This window comes from Shewanella sp. 5_MG-2023 (assembly GCF_030547465.1).
Taxonomy (GTDB): Bacteria; Pseudomonadota; Gammaproteobacteria; order Enterobacterales; family Shewanellaceae; genus Shewanella.
In genome coordinates this window covers 59,808-81,271 of the sequence record NZ_JAUORC010000010.1, presented here as the reverse complement: position 1 = coordinate 81,271, position 21,464 = coordinate 59,808, and the positions used below count along the sequence as shown (strand labels likewise).

The window sequence follows — 21,464 nt, the reverse complement described above, 5'->3', positions numbered from 1 at the left end:
GAGAGAATTAATGCCATTTTTAGCTCAAGTAGAACAAAGTTTATTACAAGGCGCACTCACCCTTGACGGGCTGCAAGATTATCTGAACATTATTCATCAGCATAATATTGATTTTTCAGATTTATATTTTCAAGGCAGCCGCCATGAAACCTGGGCGCTTGAAGATGGCATTATCAAAGAAGGTAGCTTTCATATTGAGCGCGGAGTCGGTGTTCGTGCCATTACTGGCGAGAAAACCGGTTTCGCTTATGCTGATGAAATTAATCCAGCAGCATTACGCGCAGCAGCAGAAGCGGCAAGAGGCATTGCCTTGGCGGGCCAAGAGCACAAAGTACATGCCTTTAAACGTCATGACACCCATAAGCTTTACAGTAGTGATGACCCCATAGCGGCCATGGAAGAAGCGCCAAAAATTAATTTGCTCAAGCAAACTGATGCCTATATTCGTAGCCTAGATAGCCGCATTATTCAAGTGGTAGTGAGCTTGTCTGGCGTACATGAAGAAATTTTAGTGGCTGCCAGTGATGGCACCTTAGCAGCGGATATTCGTCCGTTAGTGCGCTTTAATTGTAGTGTTATTTTAGAAGATAACGGTAAGCGTGAGCGCGGTAGTGCAGGTGGCGGCGGTCGTCATGATTACAGCGTATTTATGGCAACTGATGACGCCGGTTTACCTGTGTGTTTTGACTTTGCCCGTGAAGCGGTGCGTCAAGCCCAAGTGAATATCAATGCTATTGATGCCCCAGCAGGTGAAATGGCCGTAGTACTGGGTAACGGCTGGCCTGGCGTATTGCTGCATGAAGCAGTAGGTCACGGTTTAGAAGGTGACTTTAACCGTAAAGGCAGCAGTGCCTTTAGCGGTAAAGTCGGTCAGCAAGTGGCCTCAGAATTAGTTACCGTAGTGGATGATGGCACCATTGTTAATCGCCGTGGTTCATTAAGTATTGATGATGAAGGGGTGCCAACCCAAAAGACCACCTTAATCGAAAATGGTATTTTAAAGGGCTATATGCAAGATAAGCTTAATGCGCGTCTAATGGGCGAGCCGACAACCGGTAACGGCCGCCGTGAATCTTATGCGCACCTGCCAATGCCACGTATGACTAATACCTATATGGAAGCTGGCACTTCAACGCCTGAAGAAATGATCAAGTCAGTAGAGAAAGGCATTTATGCGCCTAATTTTGGTGGCGGCCAAGTGGATATTACCTCAGGCAAATTTGTGTTCTCAGCCTCAGAAGCCTACCTGATTGAAAATGGCGAAGTCACCCAAGCAATTAAAGGGGCTACGCTTATTGGCAACGGCCCAGAAGCCATGAGCCAAATATCTATGGTGGGTAATGATCTGGCCTTAGATCAAGGTGTCGGCGTGTGCGGTAAAGATGGTCAAAGTGTACCAGTTGGGGTGGGGCAACCTACCTTGAAGTTAGACAGTTTAACCGTTGGCGGCACTGCTTAACAATGAAACCAAGGTGCCTTAATAGCACCTTAGTTATTTAGGCCATTCTAATCGACATTGCTTTATATTTAGCTACACTTAACTAACTGTTGTTGATGTAAAAAGTAAAGTTAGTCACGACTTGCTAATAACATAGAGTAAAAAATCTAATCAGGGTGGTGTAATGGGCTATTTGGTCATTTGTAATCGTATTATGTGCAGTCGTTTTGCCGCATTTTTAGTTGTGGGGATCAGCGTTATTAGCGCAGCTCAGGCTGAGCCCTTGGCTTTTAATCAGGCTTGGCAACAACTGCTAACGGTCAGTGATAAGTTAAAGGCGCAATCTCAAGAAGTCAGCCGCGCTGAAGCGGAGCAAGATGCGGGCAAAGACTTAAGTTTGCCCTCGCTTGATCTATCAGGAAGTTATACCCGCTTAGAAAAACCCGTAGAACTTGATTTACGGGATCTTAATCCCATTGCATCATTAGATCCCGCCGCTCTGCCGCCAGCCCTTGGCAATATCATTGGTGCGATCCCCGGCTCACTGTTTGTGACCCCGTTTACCGAGCAAGACGTTTTTCGAGCCAGTTTAAAAGCCATGTGGCCAATTTATACTGGTGGACAAATTACTGCGGCTCAAGGTATTCAAGCCGCCCAAGTGGAAGAAAAAAAGCATCAGTACGCCTTAGTCAGCCGCGAGCTGTTTACCCAGCTTGTCGATCGCTACTTTGCAGTAGCAGTGACCAAAACCTTAGTGCAAACGAATCAACAGTTGGTTGATTCGTTAACCGAGCACGCGTCACACGCGCAGAAATTAGAGCGCGAAGGGCAGATTGCCAAAGTTGAGCGCTTAAATGCCCAAGTGGCGCTAGAAAATGCCAAAGTTAATTTAGGCAGCTCCCAACGCCAATATGAAATGTCGACCATTGCTTTATCGAGAATGTTGCAGCTGAGCAATGCTACTCCTACATCGGGGTTATTCTCACTGGCGCAGCCGCCATCATTGCCGCGCTTAAGCCAGTTAACCATCAGCCAGCACCCTGCGCTAAAACTGCTGGAGGCTAAAGAAACCCAAGCGAATGGGCTAATTAAACTCGAAAAGGGTAAGTATCATCCCACCGTATTTTTATACGGTAATTACACCCTTTACGAGGACGATAGTTTATTTTCGCAAATTGAACCCGACTGGATGGTTGGATTAGGCGTAAATGTGCCAATATTTAGCCGTGATGGCCGCAGCGGTAAAGTCAAAGCCGCCCAAAGCGCCTTGTTGCAAGCTAAGCATACTAAGGCGCAAACTCAGCAAGACTTAAGCCTGCTGGTGGATCAAAGCTATCGCCAACTCCAGCAAGCAGATGAAGAAGTTAACGCCCTTAATGCCTCTTTAGCTCTCGCTACCGAAAATCTTAGATTACGTGAACTTGCCTTTAACCAAGGCTTATCAACCTCAATTGATCGGGTTGATGCAGAGCTTAAACTTAGCGCCGTTAAAACCCAACAACTGGGGGCGCAATATCGCTATGTGCAAGCTTATGCCAGATTAATGGCCATTAGTGGTCAAGTGGATGAATTTATCGGTCGAACCCAATTACAGGAGAGCCAACATGCGGGCTAATAAGATTATTGCAGTTATCGCCATTATTTTTTTGGTGGGCATATTAGCTAACGGCTTGAGATTGGCTTTTGAGCCTAAACCCAGTGTATTGCAGGGCCAAATCGAGGCCAGAGAATACAATATTTCATCAAAAGTGCCCGGCCGCGTTGAGCAAGTCATGGTTAGGCGCGGTGATAAAGTGGCTATTGGTGACTTATTATTTGCCATTAATAGCCCTGAATTAGACGCTAAATTAATGCAAGCTGAGGGCGGTCGAGATGCCGCTAACGCCATGCAACAGGAAGCCGATAATGGTGCAAGACAGCAGCAAGTCACCGCAGCAAAAGAGCAATGGTTAAAAGCCAAAGCCGCAACAGAGTTAATGCAAACCACCTATCAACGAGTTGAAAACTTGTTTGATGAAGGTGTGGTAGCCAGACAAAAACGTGATGAAGCCTTTACCCAATGGCAAGCTGCCAAATACACCCAGCAAGCGGCATTAGCTATGTATGAAATGGCTGATGAAGGCGCCCGAGTCGAGACCAAAGCGGCTGCTGCGGGTAATGCCCGTATGGCAGAAGGCGCAGTTAAAGAAGTAAATGCCATTTTAGCCGACAGTCAAATGCGCTCACCTAAAGTGGCTGAGGTCAGTGACGTGTTATTACAAGCTGGCGAGTTAGCCCCAAGTGGTTTTCCTGTGGTCAGTTTAATTGATATGTCGGATGCCTGGGCCGTATTGCAACTACGTGAAGACCAATTGGCTGAGTTTAAAGTGGGCAATGTTGTGTCGCTAACCATTCCGGCATTAAAACTGACCACGGACTTTACAGTGGCGCACATCAGTGTGATGGGCAGTTTTGCGACTTGGCGCTCCACTGAAAGTGGTCACGACTTTGATATGCGTACTTTTCAAGTCGAGCTGCGCCCCAATGAAGCCATTGATGATCTTAGAGTGGGCATGTCAGTATTACTGACATTAGATTAATCTCAGCATTTACAAGCCAGTAGAGGCTAGAGGCGCTCATGGGAGCTTTATTACAGAAAGAACTCAAGACACTGTGGAACTCACCTTGGCAATTAGCCTTGGTGACTTACATTCCCATCATCAGCATGTTGTGTTTATGGTGGCTATTTAGTGCAGGTTTACCACGACAATTACCCGTAGCAGTGGTTGATTTAGATAACAGCCAGCTAACGCGAACATTGACTCGCAACCTCAGTGCTAACTCCGTTATCAGCCCTAAAACTTATCCTAATCTGGCACTGGCTCAAGAAGCTATGAGTACTGCAGAGGTCTATGCGCTGGTAGTGTACCCCCATCAGTTTAAGCATGGCTTATTAACAGGCGCTAGCCCGACCATAGATATTCGTTATAACAGCCAGTTCTTATTAGTCGGTAAGTTGTTATCCAGTCAATTACAATTAAGCCTTGGCTCAGGGTTAATGCAAGTGGCGGGGCTAAAACAACTTTTAGGCGGTGCCAATAAAGCATCTGTTGCAGTAAATTTATCCCCAGTGACCAGTCAAACCACGGCTTTATTTAATCGTAATAATAACTACGTCGGATTTTTAGTGCCGCCAGTATTAATTGCATTGCTGCAGTTATTATCAATGATGGTGTTCGTGAATAGCTTAAATGCTAGTTTGATCAAAGGTGAAGATAAATGCTTATTGCCTGATAATTTTTGGCAATTAGTGGCCACTAAAGTCATGCTCTACACGCCAATCATGTTGCTCCATGGCGGCTTTATTTTAGTTTGGTTATATGGCTATTTAGGCTTACCCATTGCTGGCAGCTTAGGCTTGTTAGTACTGACTCAGGCCATGATGCTAGGGGCCTTGTGGCTATTGGTCATATTAGTGGTGGTGGTTATGCGCGAGCCTGCTGGCAGTATCAGTATGGGCTCGGCGATGTTTGCGCCAGCATTTGCCTTTATGGGGATTACATTTCCAGTTAATGATATGCCGCAATTGGCGCAGTGGTGGCGATTGTTAATGCCTTCAAGTCATTATATGGACACCCATGTTATTGTGGTTAGCTATGGCGCCGAGGCTGGGCAGGTATTATTGCAATCTAGCTCCTTGTTATATTTTCTCGTGTTATTGCCTATTGCTTGGTTATTAGCAAAAATCATTCGTCAAAAACAAGCGCCGGTAAATAGTGCTGAGTCGTTAGCTGTTGTGAGCCAACAGCAGGAGGCACGATGAATTGGTTGCAACTTGTTATCGCTGATTTTAAAGCGCTGTTAAGTGATAAAGATATTGTACTGACGGTTTTTGGCGGCTTACTGTTTTACTCGGTGTTATACCCTCTGCCTTATTTACATCAAGTCCCTACCGAGCAAAAAATTGTCGTGGTAGATCATGATAACTCTTCATTGAGCAGACAGTTAGTGCGTCATGCCGATGCCAGCCCCAAAATCAAAATAGTCAGCCAAGTGGCCAGCATCAATGAGGCGCAGCAGTGGATTGCTAACGGCGATGCCTTTGGTTTATTGGTTATTCCAGAAGGCTTTAGGCGTAACCTACTGCTGGGTAAAGGGGCAACCTTAAGTTACGGTGGTGATGCCAGTTACTTCTTAATTTATTCTGCGGTAGCAGAAGGGTTAGTGGCAGCAGGCATGGATGCCAGTAAACAAGTGCAAATGATAGGCTTACTGGCGCGGGGCGAGAATCCGCAGCAAATTCAACAAGATCTTAATTCAGTCAATTTAAATAGTGTGCCGGCATTTAATCCAAGTTTAGGCTATACCCCTTATGTGGTGCCGGGATTATTTTTACTGATCTTGCATCAAACCCTCTTGATAGGTGCCAGTATTTTAGGCGCAGGCCAATGGCGTAAACAGGGCTATTGGCAGCAGGTATCGCCACTGGCGTTGATCACCGCACGAATAGCCGTTTTCAGTTTAATTTATAGCTTTTTTTCATGTTTTTATTTGGGCTATTGCTACTACTTTTACGGCGTTAGTGTGCAAGCGAGTTTAGGCCAAGTGTTGCTGTTTATGGTGCCATTTATATTATCGACTGCGGCTTGCGGGGTAGCATTAAGCTGTTTATTTGTCAGACGAGATTTACCCACTCAGGTATTATTATTGGTCTCAATGCCGATTTTATTTGTCTCAGGCTTTGTGTGGCCGCTGGCATTAATTCCTGAGCCGTTAGTGCAAGCTTCGCAAATTATCCCTGCTGTACCTGCCATTATGGGTATGTTGCAGTTAAATCAAATGGGCGCCTCATGGGATGCCATCATGCCAATGTGGCTGCAAATGTGGGGCTTATTTTTACTGTTTAGCTTGCTGGCTTATATTGGCGTAAGACGTCGATTATTTAGTAAGGAAGGGGCCAGTGCTTAGTTTTGAGTGGCGGCCTTTAGGGCTGTGAATTAGCTGGTTAATTATGGCGTATTGAGCTTAATTATCCAGTGATCGTGATATTGATATTTTTTTGATAAATAAAAATAGGTATATTCAGATGAAATATACCTATTTTGTTTTTCATGTCTTTGAGCTTAATCATTAAGCTTTGCTGTCGCTGTTGATCGTCTTCCAAATTATAACGTTCCTGTTTCAGAGCGACTTAATTCCGCTTCTAAGCGACTTAAGTTATGTTGGTAAATTGGCTCATGGTTGGCTTTTGCTGCTTTCTTAAAATCAGCCAGTGCGCCTAGATTATCATTAGCCATTAACTTCATAACACCACGGTTATTGTAGGCATAAGCTCGCATTTGCATTGAGGGTAACTTAGCAGCCTTATTGGCCATTTCTACCGCTTCAGTACAAGCTGTTTCAGCAATATCAAACTTTGAAAGCTTAGTGTAGCCAACACAAAGACTCAAACTGCGAGTGTATTTGTCAATGACAGTGGCGGTGGCAGCTTCTGTTAGGGCGATGCCTTCACTGATGTCACCAGATTGAATGGCATCAACTCCAGGTGTGTCTTCAATAAGTACCATTTTATATTTGCTCGTTTCGATGGCATTGGCCATCACAGCAGAGCTTGATAATAATAAACCAGCTGCGGTGATGATAGAGAGTGTTGATTTTTTCATGGTTATATTCCTTTATAGGTAGTAGCTAGTTGCTACAGGGCTAATTTAGGAAAAAAGTCTGAGGCTGACAAACGAGATAAATCAATTTGATAAGTGAGATTTATTCACTCATGCAGTGGTTAACCTATTAGTCAGCCCTGGTGAGGTGGTTTAAAAATGGAAGCGGGCGACAACCCAATCAATAAGTAACTGCACTTCAGGCTTGGTGACATTGTTATGGTTGATCAGATAATAGCGGTCGTGACTGGTTAAAGATTGCTCAAACAATGAAATTAACTGATTGTTTTCAAACCATGATTTACTGATAGGCAGCGGGATTAATGCGATGCCTAAACCTTGCTCAGCAGCTCTTGCGACGCTAAACATACTGTCTAATTGAATGATTTGTTTGGGTTTGAAATGATCAAGGCCAACACTTTCAGCCCATTGATGCCAGGCATAGGGTCTTGCCTGATGCATGATTAACGGGACTTCTAACAGGGCGCTAAAGCCTTTATGTTCAAGCCTGTTAAACAGTGCTGGGTTACAGGCTGGAACATAATTAAGCGGAAATAAATCATACGATTTATCAGGGTCTTGGCGACTACCAGATAACACGATCGACAGATCTGTATTGGCCGTTTGTTTGGCGCGGGTTTTAACGGTTTCGAGCTTTAAATTAATATTAGGATATTCGTTTGACCAACCCACCAGTTGCGGTACAAACAGCTCACTGGCAAAAAATTCTGGCATTGAAATACTGACTTCATGCATGGTGTGGGCATTATTGAAGTTATTGACTGTTTCGGTCAGCTGCAGCATTAACGGGGTAATTTGTTGATAAAAGCGCATTCCTGTTTCTGTCAAAGTGATTGAGCGAGTTTGGCGAATAAATAATTGCTGTTGTAGGTTTTCTTCTAGCTGTTTAATTTGATGGCTCACCGCTGAAGGGGTGAGAAATAATTTTTGAGCAGTCTCTTTAAAACTGAGACATTCGGCTGCAACACAAAAACAACGCAAACCTCGTAATGAGGTATGTAAAGGTAGCATTTAAAATCCTTTTTACTAAAGTCGATGCAGGCTAAGCAAAGACTAGACCAACTAAATATTGTAGATAAAACAGGTATTTAAAGGTTTAATTATTAGTCGTAGTTACCAATAGTGCTTCTTTAAGCACTTATTTGGTGCATTAGCTTGATGTGCCAACTTTCCTGAATAAGGCTAAGGCCACATAAAATTAAGGCCTGCAATTGCAGGCCTTTCTATTTATGCGGGTCTAATAAGTCTATTCAATAGTCACTTTCATAAACCGCTCAGTTTTAAGTCCACCGGGTGTTGTCACTGTTAAAGTGATGGTATCTTCACCTGTTTCATCGGGTGCGGTATAGCTAAATTGAGTGGCTTCTTGACTACATGCATGTGTTGGGTCGCCTTCTGCAAAACTAAAGCAAGTGGCATTGGGTACGGTATAGCCATTAAATGCAATTGAGCCATCTATCGCTGCCACGGTTAAGGTGGAACCTGCTGGCATCATTTGATTGGCACTGTCATACAGTTCAACTTTCACCGTAGTCATGCTCTCTGGTGAGACGGCGAGTTCTGTGAATGGTGTGCTATCAGTATCAGTGGTGATAATGGTCGCTTCAGAACCTGACATGGTTAATACCGTTGCCGCGCGAATGTAAGTTTTGTTTGCTTGGTCTTCGCCACATAAACTACCTTCACATTGTGGGCCGTTGAATTTGCCGTCAGGACCAGAATAGCTGTTATTACCTGATGCGCTGAAAAAAGGTTTACCGGAAACATAGGCACCAGATTCATCATCATCCCTGAAGGCATCACCTAAGTCACTAAAACCACCTTGATGGTAGGTTTCAATGTCCATACCGTTACCGGTACATGCTGTTGGATCACCATTTGGTTTTAAACATGCCTCAGCGATTGCGCCGCCATCGGCATCATCATAAATATTATTACCATTGGTATCAAAGAAGGTCTCATGACCTAATGCATAAGCCAATACGGTCACGCGATGATCTGTAGGACGTGGATCAGTTGAGGTCCAAACCACTGAACAGCTGCCATTTACTGTTAAACATGACGGCTGAATTTGGCCGCCCTCGGTGGTGAAATTAACCGTAGTGTCATCAGGCGCTGGATTACCAAAGCTGTCAGAGGCATAGGCGGTCATGGTGACTTCAACACCGTTGACGTTAGCCGCTTCAGGGTTAAATAAAGAAGGAGAAATGTTAAAGCCCAGTTGTTGAGGTAGACCTGTATTAACCGTTAACTGTTCTGATTGGGTGGTAATGATGATGCCCGAATCTGTATCTTCTGCAGAGGCTGACACTCTCACTGGGGTCGGCACTGTGCCAGATTGCACTGTAACGCTAACTAATCCGTTGGCATTACTGGTCGCTTTTGCTGTGGTTTCATCATTGGCAAAAACTAAGCCGCCGATAACGGTGTCTAAACCAAAGGTCACGGTTTGCTGCGCTGCAGGTTGACCATTAGCGCTACTGATTAAGAAAGTCACTAATGAGCTTTCAGTAGAACCTGTACCGCCAGCGCCTTTAATGCGAATTTGGTTTGGCTCTGCAGAGATAAAGCTCAAGCTACCTAAAGTTTGGCGATCTAAAGAGAAATCGAAGCTGGCGTTGTAGGTGTCATTACCAATAACGGCTGCAGCGATAATTTGTTGACTGCGAATACTGTTGCCACTGCAACTGCTATCTTGAAAGGTTGAGTTGGCTCTGCCTGAGGATGTCGTAACCGGGGTATCAAGACTCGCATCACCATTGGTGACGCAATCAGAACTAAACGATACGCTTACGGGTGTTTGTAATGGCTCGAATGTACCGTCAGCCGCTTCAACAATCACATCAGCATAAACGCCAAAACTTGCCCCAGCACCAATGGTGTAGGTTAGAGGATCTGCTTCGGGGTCATCAGCGGGTAAGGTTGAACCAAGCTTACTTTCAATGAATGTGTCAGGGTCAACAATATAACCAAACTTAATTGTACCTTCAGGGATTACTTCATCGCCACTTAGCACTTCATAAGCACTGCTGCCTGAAATCGTGGTGCCATCAAAGTCGGTGCTGGCAATTAAGTTATAAGCGCCAAGTTCACTGCTGGTTGGGGTATAACTGACACTGGCAATACCATCAGCAGAGGTTAAGGCGGTATTTGGCGATAAACTGGCGCTGCCAGCCTGAAAGCTCACTAATTGATCCGCTATTGGTTGATTGCTGCCATCTAAAACTGCTGCCGTAAGCAATACGGCTTGATCAATCTTAAAACGGGTTACCGTTTGCCCTGCCTGAGTAATACTGGCATTGATTGTGATGGTTTCAGGTGTTGGCGTGGTGGTTGAATTAATAAATTCAAAATTACGCGAGGCAGAAACACTGTCATCAGTTTCGGATTCAGTATCTGTAGGGGTATGAGACACCACTAAGGTACCTGCGCCGACAGTATTATCTGTGGTGCTGATGAATACGCTGGCGATACCACTGCTGTTTGTTAGTGTGCTATCAACGCTGGCTTGACCAAAACTTGGGGCAAAGCTGACAATGGCGCCACTGACGTTGCTATTGGATTGCTTTAACTGGGCTACTGCGCAAAAGCGCTCAGTGACATCAAAGCGTAATTCATCAGTGGTTTCAGCGCATTGACCATTAACAACGCTTTGGTAGCTTAGGCTAATGCTGTAACTGCCTTCGCCTCCACTGCCAGTATCGTTATCATCAGAAGGCCCATTACAAGCGGTCATTAAAAATAGTGAAGCAATAGAAAAAGGCAGTGCACGTATTATTGTATTTAGTGGCATCAGCAACATCCTTGTAAGTGGTGTTTATTCGGTTATTCCAGCACGTAAATATTTAAACAACTCGATAAATGATTTTGACTCAGGGCCTTTAGCGAGTTCTTTATTGGTTTGTCTGATTAATTGACGCAATTTTTGACGTTCAAAAAGCGGATATTCAGCCAGTAAAGCTTCAACTTCTTCGTTTGGGTTTTCTAATAAGCGGGCACGTAACTTCTCAATTTTATGAACCTGTGCAGATTCATTATTGTTTTTATTCAATACATTATCGATTGATTTAATGATTGGCTCATGATCATAGCCACGCATTAGTTTGCCAATGTATTGTAAATGACGACGATAGGCTTCTGTTTTTTGCTTAATATTTTTGGCTTTTAATACTGCATCGTATAAAAACTCTTCTAGCTCGACTTTATCAAGCTGCGTTTTACTTAATGCAATTAAGCGCATGCCAAGCTCTTGAGCTTCTTCGCTTTCTTTTTTAAATTCTGTTCTACTGACGTATTCATCGTCATTGTCGTATGGCTGTTTAAAGTGATCTGAATCGCCGACAATTTTCATAGTAATAAACCTCTCATAAATATCGGCGAATAATAGCACTTTCAGGGTGGTGTAGGCCACTGTATAACGGGTTTTCAAGCTTAAGCCGATGAATATTTTTTAAATATGTTAAGGCTGGTCAATCTTTGATGCTTACCATCGTCTTCAGCTTGCCAAAAGAGCAAGCCTGTAGAGACCGATTTATCAACCAGCTTCATAGAATCAATCTGCGAGAATTCAATATGATACTCACTGATTAACTTAAGGTTAGTTTATTTAGCGCCATTGTGGTGGGTAAATCCTTGTTTTGATGGTTATCAATACAGTTTTGAATTTGATATGCTAAGCCTAACAATGGAAACTAAAGAGTAAATTTGTGTCTACCAATAATATTGATACTGAATTAACGGCGTTACAAGATGCCGTTGCTGTCGCATTAGAGCATGCAAAAAAGTTAGGCACGAGTGCGGCTGAAGTTGCCATTAGCAAACAACAAGGTTTGTCGGTTTCAACCCGTGAAAAAGAAGTTGAAACCGTTGAATTTAATAAAGATGGTGCTTTAGGTATTACGGTTTATCGTGATGGTTGTAAGGGCAGCTCTTCAACTTCTGACCTTAGTCCTGAAGCCATTGCCGTTGCCGTTAAAGCCGCTGATGATATTGCCCGTTATACCTCATCAGACCCTTTTAGTGGCCTTGCTGATAAAGCGTTAATGGCGCAAACCATCCGCGATTTAGATTTATACCATCCTCAAGATATTACTCCTGATGAACTAGCTCAATTAGCCATTCGCGCCGAAGAAGCCAGTTTGTCAGTAGACAGTCGGGTGCAGCATTCTGATGGCGCGACCGCTAATGCTCATACTGCAGCCAAGGTCTATGGCAATAGTCACGGATTTTTAAAAGGCTATTGCAGCTCACGCTATAGCTTAAGTTGTGTGGTGATCGGTGAAGAAGACGATGGCAACATGCAGCGTGACTATGATTACACCATTGCACGTAAATATAATGAGTTAATGACGCCTGAGTCAGTGGGGATTTTAGCCGCTAACAAAACGGCTAGTCGTCTCAATGCCCGTAAAATTCCCACGGCTAAACTGCCTGTACTATTTTCGCCTGAAATCGCCACTGGTTTAATGGGTCATTTGATCGGTGCGATAAGTGGTAGCAGTCTGTACCGTAAATCGAGTTTTTTACAAGATTCGATTAATACGCAGCTGTTTCCTGAATGGTTTAACATCGAGGAAAACCCACATCTTATTGGCGCTTTAGCCAGTGCAAATTATGATAGTGAAGGTGTGGCTACCCAGCAGCGTAATATTATCGATGCTGGCCATTTATCCACTTACCTGCTAACCAGTTATTCAGCGCGCAAGTTAGATTTAGTCAATACAGGTCATGCTGGTGGCATTTATAACTGGACCTTAAGTCATAGCGGCCAAACCTTTGATGAATTAGTAAAAGCCATGGGCACAGGTCTTATCGTCACAGAAGTGATGGGCCAAGGTGTCAATATGGTCACAGGCGATTACTCTCGCGGCGCTGCTGGATTTTATGTTGAGAACGGTGAAATTCAGTTCCCAGTAGAAGAAATCACCATTGCAGGCAATTTAAGAGACATGTTCATGGGCATTCAAGGTGTGGCTAAGGATAGAGACTTACGTTCATCTATTCGCACTGGCGGTATCTTACTGAGTGAAATGAAAATAGCCGGTAGCTAAGCGCTGCACTGCAGTAATAAGTTTACTGTCTTAACCTTTAAAACACCGACTTGTCGGTGTTTTTTTGTTTTTGTCAGAGTAATGGAACCCTCTAATTTACATAGTCTTTATGAGCTTTACACTTCTTGACAATCGATTACGCTCAAGCTTAGTCCTATCCATTAATATGTAGTTAAATCGTTAATGGAGTTGTTATGTTTGATAAAAAAATGTGTGGATTAATGATGTTGGGACTGAGCTCCTTAACTCTGATGGGCTGTGATTCTTCTGATAGTGATGATAACAGTGAAACTGATAGTGCTTATATCCAGTTTTATAATGCGTCGGCTAACAGCACAGCCACATCATTGGTGATGGACGAGTATGAATACACTTCGGTGGCGTTTAGCGACAGTATGCCCCGCTATAGTTACGCTACTGGTAGTGTCACCATGGAGATCTATGGTTCAGATGAAAATGGTGATTCAAGCAGTATTTATTCTGAGGACATGGATCTAGATAAAGAAGAGAATCATTTATTTGTCCTTTATGGTGATTATCACTCGCCGGAGCTACTCAAGGTTATTTATGACCGCGCGGATATGGATGACCTCAATAGCGATGAAGATAATGAATACAGTAAAATGCAGGTGCTGGTTGCCAATGTTACTGCAGAGGAAATGGCATTTGATGCTTACATTTCCCTCGACACTGACTCATACGCCGATGCCACTATGATTGGTAGTGTCGATTACCGTGGAGTCACCTCAGAATTGATGCTCGACACTGATGACTATATTGTTTATCTCACCGACAAGGGTACAGATAATGTGGTCTACACCACAAGCAGTATGAGCTTAACCACAGAAACTGTTTATAAATTTATGATTAGAAACAGTTTTGGTTCAGGTGATTTAAAAGTGGTGATCGACAGTGTCGATTCAACCACAACGCCAACGTCTTACACTAACATCGATGCTACTGCAGATTTTCGGGTCTTTAACGGGCTAGAGCAACGTAGTTTAGATGTCGATGTGATCAGTAAAGCTGAGTCGCATTACTTACTTGATATCGCTCCTTTTACTGTAAGCGATTACCAACAAACCGGTTTTAATGATTATGGCGTCAGTGTCACAGATTCAGCCACTGCAGAAATACTGTTAGACAATGTACTAGTGACCTTTAATCAAGATGATGTCCGTACCTTATTGCTATACCAAGATGACACAATTAAAGGCATGGTCATTGAACATGATTTGCGCCCAAGAGCCTTTGAAAACAACGTTGATATCGTGAATTTATCGCAGGATTATGATGATTTAAGCGTGTATTTTGTTCGCAGCTCGGAGACGATTGAGTCGGCAGAATATAGCATCACGGATTTGGATTTTACCGATCAAGATAGCTTAGTATTACTCCATGATAATTATGAAGTTAATGTGGTTTATGAGTCAGATAACGGTACTAAAACCTTATTATATCAATCTGATTTTATTAGCTTTGACGGTGAAAGTAATTACAGCTTTGTATTAATGCCAGATAGCAGCAGCTCTTTTGGGTATAACTTGGTACAGCTTTAGTTATTGAGAGTCATAAAAACAGTAAATCAATCAAAATGCCGATAAATATTATCGGCATTTTTTTAAATTTGAGTCTCGCTGCGAGCTTTAACAGCAATTAATTATGTCGTTCAAGTTGCCGTTAACGCCATATCAAACAATCGCTTAAAAGCATTTTTAAAGGCCGTTTGTAAGTCTTGAATATGCTGCTTCAAATGATTAATCATCTGGGCGTATGAGACTGCTTGATGGGCATAGCAAACGAATTTAGCGATATTCCATGCGTCATGTCATTGCTCTATTGAGAGTAAATGGCGCCATTGTGATAAGTACTGATGAACTACAGCCTGTTGTTCATTAGTGGTTTTCATTCGATATAAGTAAGTGCCATCAATAAATGGGTGACTAATGCAGCCATCACTCCAGTCAAAGAAAATATGCCGACCGTTTACCTTAGCGATGTTCTCAATGTGTAAATCACTATGCACTAGCGTATTGGGTAAATTGAATTGCGCCAAGGCTGTAATTGAGTGTTGAAGTGAGATTAATATCGCCTGATATTGTTGATGGGTAAGCGCCATCGACGTTGGCAGCCTTGTTAAAATACTGTCATCATCAAATATGCTTTTGAGTTGTAGCGGTAAGTTGTGTATATCGCGAGTTAAACAACCTGATTGAGCTATTGCGTCAATATGATCAGCACTGTGTATTTGCATTTGTGCAAACGAAGCAAAAGCCTCAGCCCATGCGGTGAGCTGCACAGTATCTTCATAGGCTACGCCAAAATCCTCTGTCAGCATCCATTGCTTTGCTTCATCAATCGCTATCACTTTGGCCGACTGTTGCGGAAATAATTGACCCAGCTTTTGACAAAGTTTCGCTTCATTTGAAAATAATGGTAAATAAGCCGTCGCTTTAAAATACACATCACCTTGAGTGGTTGCTTGCTGTAAAACCTGCCCTAGAGACCAGCACTTTATTTCTACAAGGTCACCTATTGGCTCAATATTATGAGCTGCCAATACAGATGTTACCCAAAGGTTTGCTGCTTTAGGCCAACTTGAAGCTTGCCATGTTTGCAAGGGGAGTTGATGAGGTGTTTGTTGATTCTGTTGCAGACGCTTTTGCGCTATGGGGGAAGTCATTATTTGGATTCTATTGTTGTTATTGTTGCTTTTAGCATAGCCTTACCGATATCTAAAATGTGAATATACGTTTGCTTACGATTAATGTTAACGATTAAGTAATTGATAAGTATGAGTACTTTAAGGGTTTTCTTTATCGCTCCACACACTGGTATTGCACTTTTAATCATATAGACATTAAATATATTTACATAAATGTATCATTGAATCTTTAATTGCCACAAGCAACTATCAATCGACAATATCAATAATAAGAGAGAAGGTATGAAAACACAGATGATTACAGCCATCATAGCAAGTTTATTGTTATGTTCTGTATCTACAATGACGCTTGCTGAAGAGCAAGCTACAGCTAAAAAGCAGGATTATAGTCGTCACATTCCTGTCGACAGTAGTGTTGTCACCAGCCATAAAACCAAGGTGAACGGCAATAGCTTCTCCTATACCGCAACGGTTGGCACTCAGCCTGTATGGAATAAAAAAGGCGAGGCGGTTGCCACTTTAAGTTATACCTATTATCAGAGAGATAATGTAAAAGATACCGCCAAACGACCGCTGTTAATCTCTTTCAACGGTGGCCCAGGCTCAGCTTCTGTGTGGATGGATATTGGTTATACCGGCCCGCGTGCAATTAATGTTGATGATGAAGGTTACCCGCTACAACCTTATGGGGTGAAAACCAATCCATACTCGATTTTAGATATTGCCGACATTGTTTATGTAAACCCGGTCAATACCGGCTATTCAAGGGTATTAGCTAATAAAGACGGTGAAATGCCAAGCAAAGATGAGCAACAAGAGATGTTCTTTGGGGTTAACGCTGACATCAAATATTTAGCTGAATGGGTCAATACCTTTGTCAGTCGTACTGAACGCTGGCGCTCACCTAAATATCTGATTGGTGAAAGCTATGGCACCACCCGAGTTGCTGGGTTGGCACTTGAGTTACAAAATCGCCAATGGATGTATGTGAATGGGGTTATTTTAGTCTCACCGACTGACATGGGTATTGAGCGCAAAGGCCCGGTTAAATCAGCTAACCGCTTACCGTATTTCGCAGCAGCGGCTTGGTATCACAAAGCCTTAACTGCTGAACTTCAACAAGCCGACCTTGCTGATTTTTTGCCTGAAGTTGAAGCCTTTACCATTAATGAATATATCCCTGCACTAGCTATGGGCGGCTTTATCGCTCCAGATCATAAACAAAAAATTGCAGAGAAAGTGGCGCTGTATTCAGGCCTCAGTGTTGATGTTATTTTGAAATCAAACCTTGATGTGTCAACTCGATACTTTTGGAAAGAGTTACTGCGTGAGCGTGGGCAAACCATTGGCCGTTTAGACTCACGTTATATTGGCATAGATAAACAAGATGTCGGTGATAGCCCAGACTTTAACGCTGAACTTATGTCTTGGTTACACTCCTTTACCCCTGCAATTAATGCTTACATGCGTGAAGAGCTAAATTACAAAACCGATGTAAAATATTACATGCTGGGTGATGTACACCCGTGGGATCGCACCGAAAATAAAACCGGTGAAAACCTACGTCAGGCGATGGCGCAAAACCCATATTTAAATGTGTTATTTCAAGCGGGTTACTATGACGGCGCGACGAACTACTTCGATGCCAAATATAGCATGTGGCAATTAGATCCGAGCAGCAAAATGAAACAACGCCTTAGCTTTAAAGGCTACCGCAGCGGTCATATGATGTATTTACGTGCCGAAGATTTAAAGCAATCAAATCAAGACTTACGTGAGTTTATTGAGAACAGTTTGCCAAAAGAAGATGCGGCAGCAAAATATTAACTGCTAATGTTTAAAAATAGTAAAGTCGCACTCATTTTAGGTGGCTGAGCTATTGATTAAAGAGGAGCTTCGGCTCCTTTTTCGATATTAAACTCAGCGAAATGAATGCGAATAAATAGCTGTGTGCACAATGCCATTTTAAGATTGTAATTTAACCAATTAGCGATTAAATAGTCCGTTGTAATATGGCTTCAATAAGCATAAGAATAATAAGTTGGAGTGTTAAATGAGAGTAAGCAAGTTATCTGCAATATCGTTAGCCATCACATTGGTTATGAGTATGCAGGCACAGGCCAAAGCCGTAACGACACAAGACGTGACAGCGAATGAGTTTTCATGTGAAGGCAAAACCACTGTTCCTATCTATGAGATCCAAGGCGCTGGTGAGATGAGTCCATTTATCGCTGCAGGCGCGGATGAATCCATTCATGAAGTGACCACTAAAGGTGTGGTTACTGCGCGGGCAGAAAGATTATATAAAGGTTTTTTTATTCAAGATCCCCAAGGTGACGGCTCGCCTTTGACATCTGATGGTATTTTTGTCCATTGGGGAGACACTGCGCCAGCAGAAATTGTCCCGGGGATGCAGATTTGCGTCACTGGTAAAGTACAAGAATATGCAGGCTTTACCCAAATCAATATTGCACAGCAGCAACAATTTCACTTAGGTAACTATGTTGGTGAGTTGCCAGCGACCCCGTTACATATTGCTGATGGTCAATCACTTGCCGAAGCGCTGGAGCGTGTTGAAGGCATGAAAGTGCTATTAGACACTGCAAGTGACATGAAAGTTACCCGTTCATTTAGCCTAGATTATGACTCATATCGCAACAACATGGTGTTATCACATAAAGCGCCACTGATGAAAGCCACGCAGGTTTATGCACCATTATCAGCAGAGGCGATAGCATTGAATCGCGCCAATATCGCCAACCAGCTGGTGGTTGAGTCAGACTATAAAGCTGAACATGGCGAGGTGCCGTATTTCCCAAGCTTTAATGCCGATAACGGCTATATTCGGGTTGGCGATCAGTTGACCAATATTGAAGGTGTGATTGGCTATAGTTATGAGCAATATCGCTTTATGCCAACCAATGACATTAGTGCCAGTGATTTTATTCGCCATCATGATCGCACCGTAGCGCCAGCCATTGCGGCCCAAGGTGACTTACGGGTAGCAAGTTTTAATGTACTGAACTTCTTTAATAGTGAGTTTGGCGGTGATAAAAACCCATTAGGCCACAATCGCGGGGCAAAGCTTGAGTCTGAAATGCTGCTGCAGCGCACAAAAATCGTGAATGCGATGGCGGCGATGAATGCCGATATTATTGGCTTAATGGAAGTTGAAAATAATGGCTTTGGTAAGTTAAGTGCCATTCAAAATCTAGTTGATGCCCTTAATGCCAAGCTGGCACCTGAGCAGGCTTATCAATTTGTTAAAGTCACTGACAATGACGGTTTCATCGGCACTGATGCTATCGCAGTTGGCATATTATATCGACCCGCCGTTGTTGCTTTAGCTGACGCAGCTCAAATAATCGCGACCCCTGAGCAACACGTGGCAGAAGGAGCGCTAACCCGTATCAATGAGGGCGTAACAGAAACAAATCCCGCCTACCATAAATATCAGCGCCACAGCCTAATGCAAAGCTTTAGCATTAATGGTAACAAGCTGACGATTGTGGTTAATCATTTTAAATCTAAAGGCTCAGGCTGTTTAGAAGATTGGTTAAGCTTTAATGAAGATTCAGAGCCTGTAGATTTACAGGGCAAGTGTAATGCCTTTCGCGTTTCTGCTGCTAAAGTGATCGGTGAGTCGGTAACCGGCTTAGACGGTGATGTGCTGGTGATTGGCGATTTAAATGCCTATGGCAAAGAAGATCCGTTAGCAGTACTCACTGACTATGATGCCAGCCTAACTGAACATGTGATAAAAACCGCCTCACACACCAGCTTAAATGGCGCAGAGCATGATGCACAAGGACGTGTGATTGATAAGGGCTATGGGCTAATCAACTTAAACACCCAAGCACATGGGCCTGCTACATACTCGTACAGTTATGGTGGTGAGTTAGGTAATTTAGACCATGCTTTAGGTAATACAAGCTTAGCGGCTCGGCTAGTGGCGATTGAAGACTGGCATATCAATGCGGTTGAATCGAGCTTGTTTGAATACAGTAGCAAATACACCGGCGATTTAGTTAAGTCTGACAATGGCTATTCATCATCAGATCACGATCCGGTGATCATCGCCCTGGCATATCCCGAAGTACAGGATACTAAAGATGCAGATGCTATAATGACAGCCAAAGATGATGGCGGTAGCTTAGGTTACTTAGGCTTATTGCTCTTGTCTGCTTTAGGTTTTCGCCCTAAAGCCTAATCGATGTATTATTTAATAGAAATTATTATCATTTAAAATCGGTGGTGGTTTGTAAATTTTTTGAGCGTATTTTATTGCGCTTTGTGCTTGCTTTACAGGCAATTTACTTTAAATTACCGTGATAAAAAAAACGCCTGTTATAGTGTTGTGCTAGTAATTGCACCATTTAATGGCTGTGTTTTTTGAGTGTTAAAGAGAGTCGAAAAGTTGAATACCGTAACCGCTCCAATGTTAAAAAAGCGAATTGATAGTATCGATATTATGCGCGGCATTGTAATGCTTATCATGCTGCTGGATCATGTTAGAGAGCGGTTTTTCTTTCATGAGCAAGTCACCGATCCGATGACACTGGATAGCACCAGTACGGGATTATTTATAAGCCGATTTGCTGCGCATTTTTGTGCGCCTACTTTTGTGTTTTTAACCGGAGTATCAGCGTGGTTATATAGCCATCCGCAATTTGGCCCACAGCGCTCCGCAAGGTCATTTTTAATCAAGCGTGGCCTGTTTATTATCGCATTAGAGTGCACAGTGATTACGTTTCAGTGGATGGGCAATTACGAGATGATTTGGCTGCAAGTCATGTGGGCAATTGGCATCAGTATGTTGGCGCTAGCGTTATTAATCGGCTTACCAAGATTTTGGCTTGGGCTTATTGGCTTAGTGATCGTATTTGGTCATAACATGCTTACGCCCATTAGCTTCTCGCCAGGGGAGTGGGGTTATACGTTATGGGCCATATTGCATGACCGCGGCAATATCTTAACCAATGACTTTATCGGCATTAGAGCCAGTTATCCGGTACTACCTTGGATTGGGGTGATTTTGTTAGGCTATGTGATAGCACCGATTTACAGTGCAAGCTTTGATGATAACAAACGTCATAACCTGCTCATTGGGCTTGGCTTAAGCTGCTTTGCGATTTTTGCAGTCTTACGCGGTTTTAATATTTACGGCGAAACACTTGATTGGCAGCAAGGTGAAACCCTAGTAATGACATTAAAGTCGGTATTTAACTTAACCAAATATCCACCTTCATTGGACTTTTTACTGGTGACTCTTGGCGGCACATTATTGTGTTTACGGACGCTTGAAAAGCTGAACCCGCGCTATGGTAAAGTGTTATCAACCTTTGGATCAGCGCCAATGTTTTTCTATATTGTGCACTTATATTTATTAATGTTTATGTACCGCTTTGCCGTTAATGTCATTGGGCCTAACTATGGCGATTTATATGGCTTTACCGATATAAGCTGGGTGTGGGCGGTGACGGTGATATTGGCGCTGCTGTTGTACTTTCCAACTAAGTGGTTTAGTCAGTACAAGCATCAAAGTAAACAGGGCTGGATTAAGTATTTCTAGACAATGGCGTTAACCAAAATGTTGTGGTTAATCAGTAGATAGTAAAAAGGCGCATTAAGCGCCTTTTTCGTTTTATGTG

At 43.1% G+C, this 21,464-nt stretch carries 15 protein-coding genes; 10 read left to right on the top strand and 5 right to left on the bottom strand.

Translation table 11 applies throughout. From position 1 onward, the window contains the following. Positions 1–10 precede the first annotated feature (10 nt). The 5 genes from tldD to Q4557_RS07600 all read left to right on the top strand — a co-directional run bounded on the left by tldD (position 11) and on the right by Q4557_RS07600 (position 6,385). On the top strand, positions 11–1,459 hold the full coding sequence (gene tldD / locus Q4557_RS07620; protein WP_102439992.1) for a metalloprotease TldD: 1,449 nt from the start codon (positions 11–13) through the stop codon (positions 1,457–1,459). Between the two features lie 193 nt (positions 1,460–1,652). After that, positions 1,653–3,053 (top strand): TolC family protein, encoded by a 1,401-nt coding sequence (locus tag Q4557_RS07615; RefSeq protein WP_102475501.1) that lies wholly within the window; start codon positions 1,653–1,655, stop codon positions 3,051–3,053. Beyond that, the gene (locus tag Q4557_RS07610) at positions 3,043–4,017 is read left to right on the top strand and encodes an HlyD family secretion protein (protein WP_303411860.1); all 975 of its coding nucleotides are present in this window, start codon (positions 3,043–3,045) and stop codon (positions 4,015–4,017) included. Before Q4557_RS07615 ends, Q4557_RS07610 begins: the two co-directional genes overlap by 11 nt. Positions 4,018–4,055: 38 nt before the next feature. After that, positions 4,056–5,240 carry an ABC transporter permease gene (locus Q4557_RS07605; RefSeq protein ID WP_102439990.1) on the top strand — a complete coding sequence of 395 codons (1,185 nt, stop codon included), beginning with the start codon at positions 4,056–4,058 and terminating at the stop codon, positions 5,238–5,240. Continuing rightward, a complete protein-coding gene (locus tag Q4557_RS07600) occupies positions 5,237–6,385 on the top strand; it encodes an ABC transporter permease (RefSeq protein ID WP_303411858.1) in 1,149 nt (382 codons plus the stop codon). Before Q4557_RS07605 ends, Q4557_RS07600 begins: the two co-directional genes overlap by 4 nt. Before the next feature lie 197 nt (positions 6,386–6,582). Here the strand turns inward: Q4557_RS07600 and Q4557_RS07595 are convergent, their stop codons facing one another. The 4 genes from Q4557_RS07595 to yjgA all read right to left on the bottom strand — a co-directional run bounded on the left by Q4557_RS07595 (position 6,583) and on the right by yjgA (position 11,449). After that, positions 6,583–7,080, bottom strand: coding sequence for a hypothetical protein (locus Q4557_RS07595; protein ID WP_102475466.1), 498 nt, complete (start codon positions 7,078–7,080; stop codon positions 6,583–6,585). A gap of 150 nt (positions 7,081–7,230) precedes the next feature. Continuing rightward, on the bottom strand, positions 7,231–8,109 hold the full coding sequence (locus tag Q4557_RS07590) for a LysR substrate-binding domain-containing protein (RefSeq protein ID WP_102439987.1): 879 nt from the start codon (positions 8,107–8,109) through the stop codon (positions 7,231–7,233). Between the two features lie 235 nt (positions 8,110–8,344). Then, entirely contained in the window at positions 8,345–10,891 is a 2,547-nt protein-coding gene (locus Q4557_RS07585; protein WP_303411854.1) for an Ig-like domain-containing protein, read from the bottom strand. Positions 10,892–10,915: 24 nt separating this feature from the next. Beyond that, positions 10,916–11,449: a ribosome biogenesis factor YjgA gene (yjgA, locus tag Q4557_RS07580; protein WP_303411939.1), complete on the bottom strand. Its 534-nt coding sequence runs from the start codon at positions 11,447–11,449 to the stop codon at positions 10,916–10,918. A 355-nt stretch (positions 11,450–11,804) separates the two neighbouring features. On the opposite strand from yjgA, the gene pmbA reads away from it, so the two are divergent. Both pmbA and Q4557_RS07570 read left to right on the top strand, forming a co-directional pair. Beyond that, the gene (pmbA, locus tag Q4557_RS07575) at positions 11,805–13,148 is read left to right on the top strand and encodes a metalloprotease PmbA (protein WP_102439985.1); all 1,344 of its coding nucleotides are present in this window, start codon (positions 11,805–11,807) and stop codon (positions 13,146–13,148) included. A gap of 194 nt (positions 13,149–13,342) precedes the next feature. Continuing rightward, a complete protein-coding gene (locus Q4557_RS07570; RefSeq protein ID WP_102439984.1) occupies positions 13,343–14,707 on the top strand; it encodes a hypothetical protein in 1,365 nt (454 codons plus the stop codon). Between the two features lie 269 nt (positions 14,708–14,976). Here Q4557_RS07570 and Q4557_RS07565 read toward each other — a convergent pair whose 3' ends face one another. Continuing rightward, a complete protein-coding gene (locus Q4557_RS07565; protein ID WP_303411851.1) occupies positions 14,977–15,831 on the bottom strand; it encodes a phosphotransferase in 855 nt (284 codons plus the stop codon). 324 nt (positions 15,832–16,155) lie between these two features. On the opposite strand from Q4557_RS07565, the gene Q4557_RS07560 reads away from it, so the two are divergent. From Q4557_RS07560 to Q4557_RS07550, 3 genes are all read left to right on the top strand, one after another. After that, positions 16,156–17,640, top strand: coding sequence for a S10 family peptidase (locus Q4557_RS07560; RefSeq protein WP_241903575.1), 1,485 nt, complete (start codon positions 16,156–16,158; stop codon positions 17,638–17,640). A gap of 226 nt (positions 17,641–17,866) precedes the next feature. Then, positions 17,867–20,023: an ExeM/NucH family extracellular endonuclease gene (locus Q4557_RS07555; RefSeq protein ID WP_102531481.1), complete on the top strand. Its 2,157-nt coding sequence runs from the start codon at positions 17,867–17,869 to the stop codon at positions 20,021–20,023. A 228-nt stretch (positions 20,024–20,251) separates the two neighbouring features. Further along, entirely contained in the window at positions 20,252–21,385 is a 1,134-nt protein-coding gene (locus tag Q4557_RS07550) for a DUF1624 domain-containing protein (protein WP_303411936.1), read from the top strand. Positions 21,386–21,464: the final 79 nt, after the last annotated feature.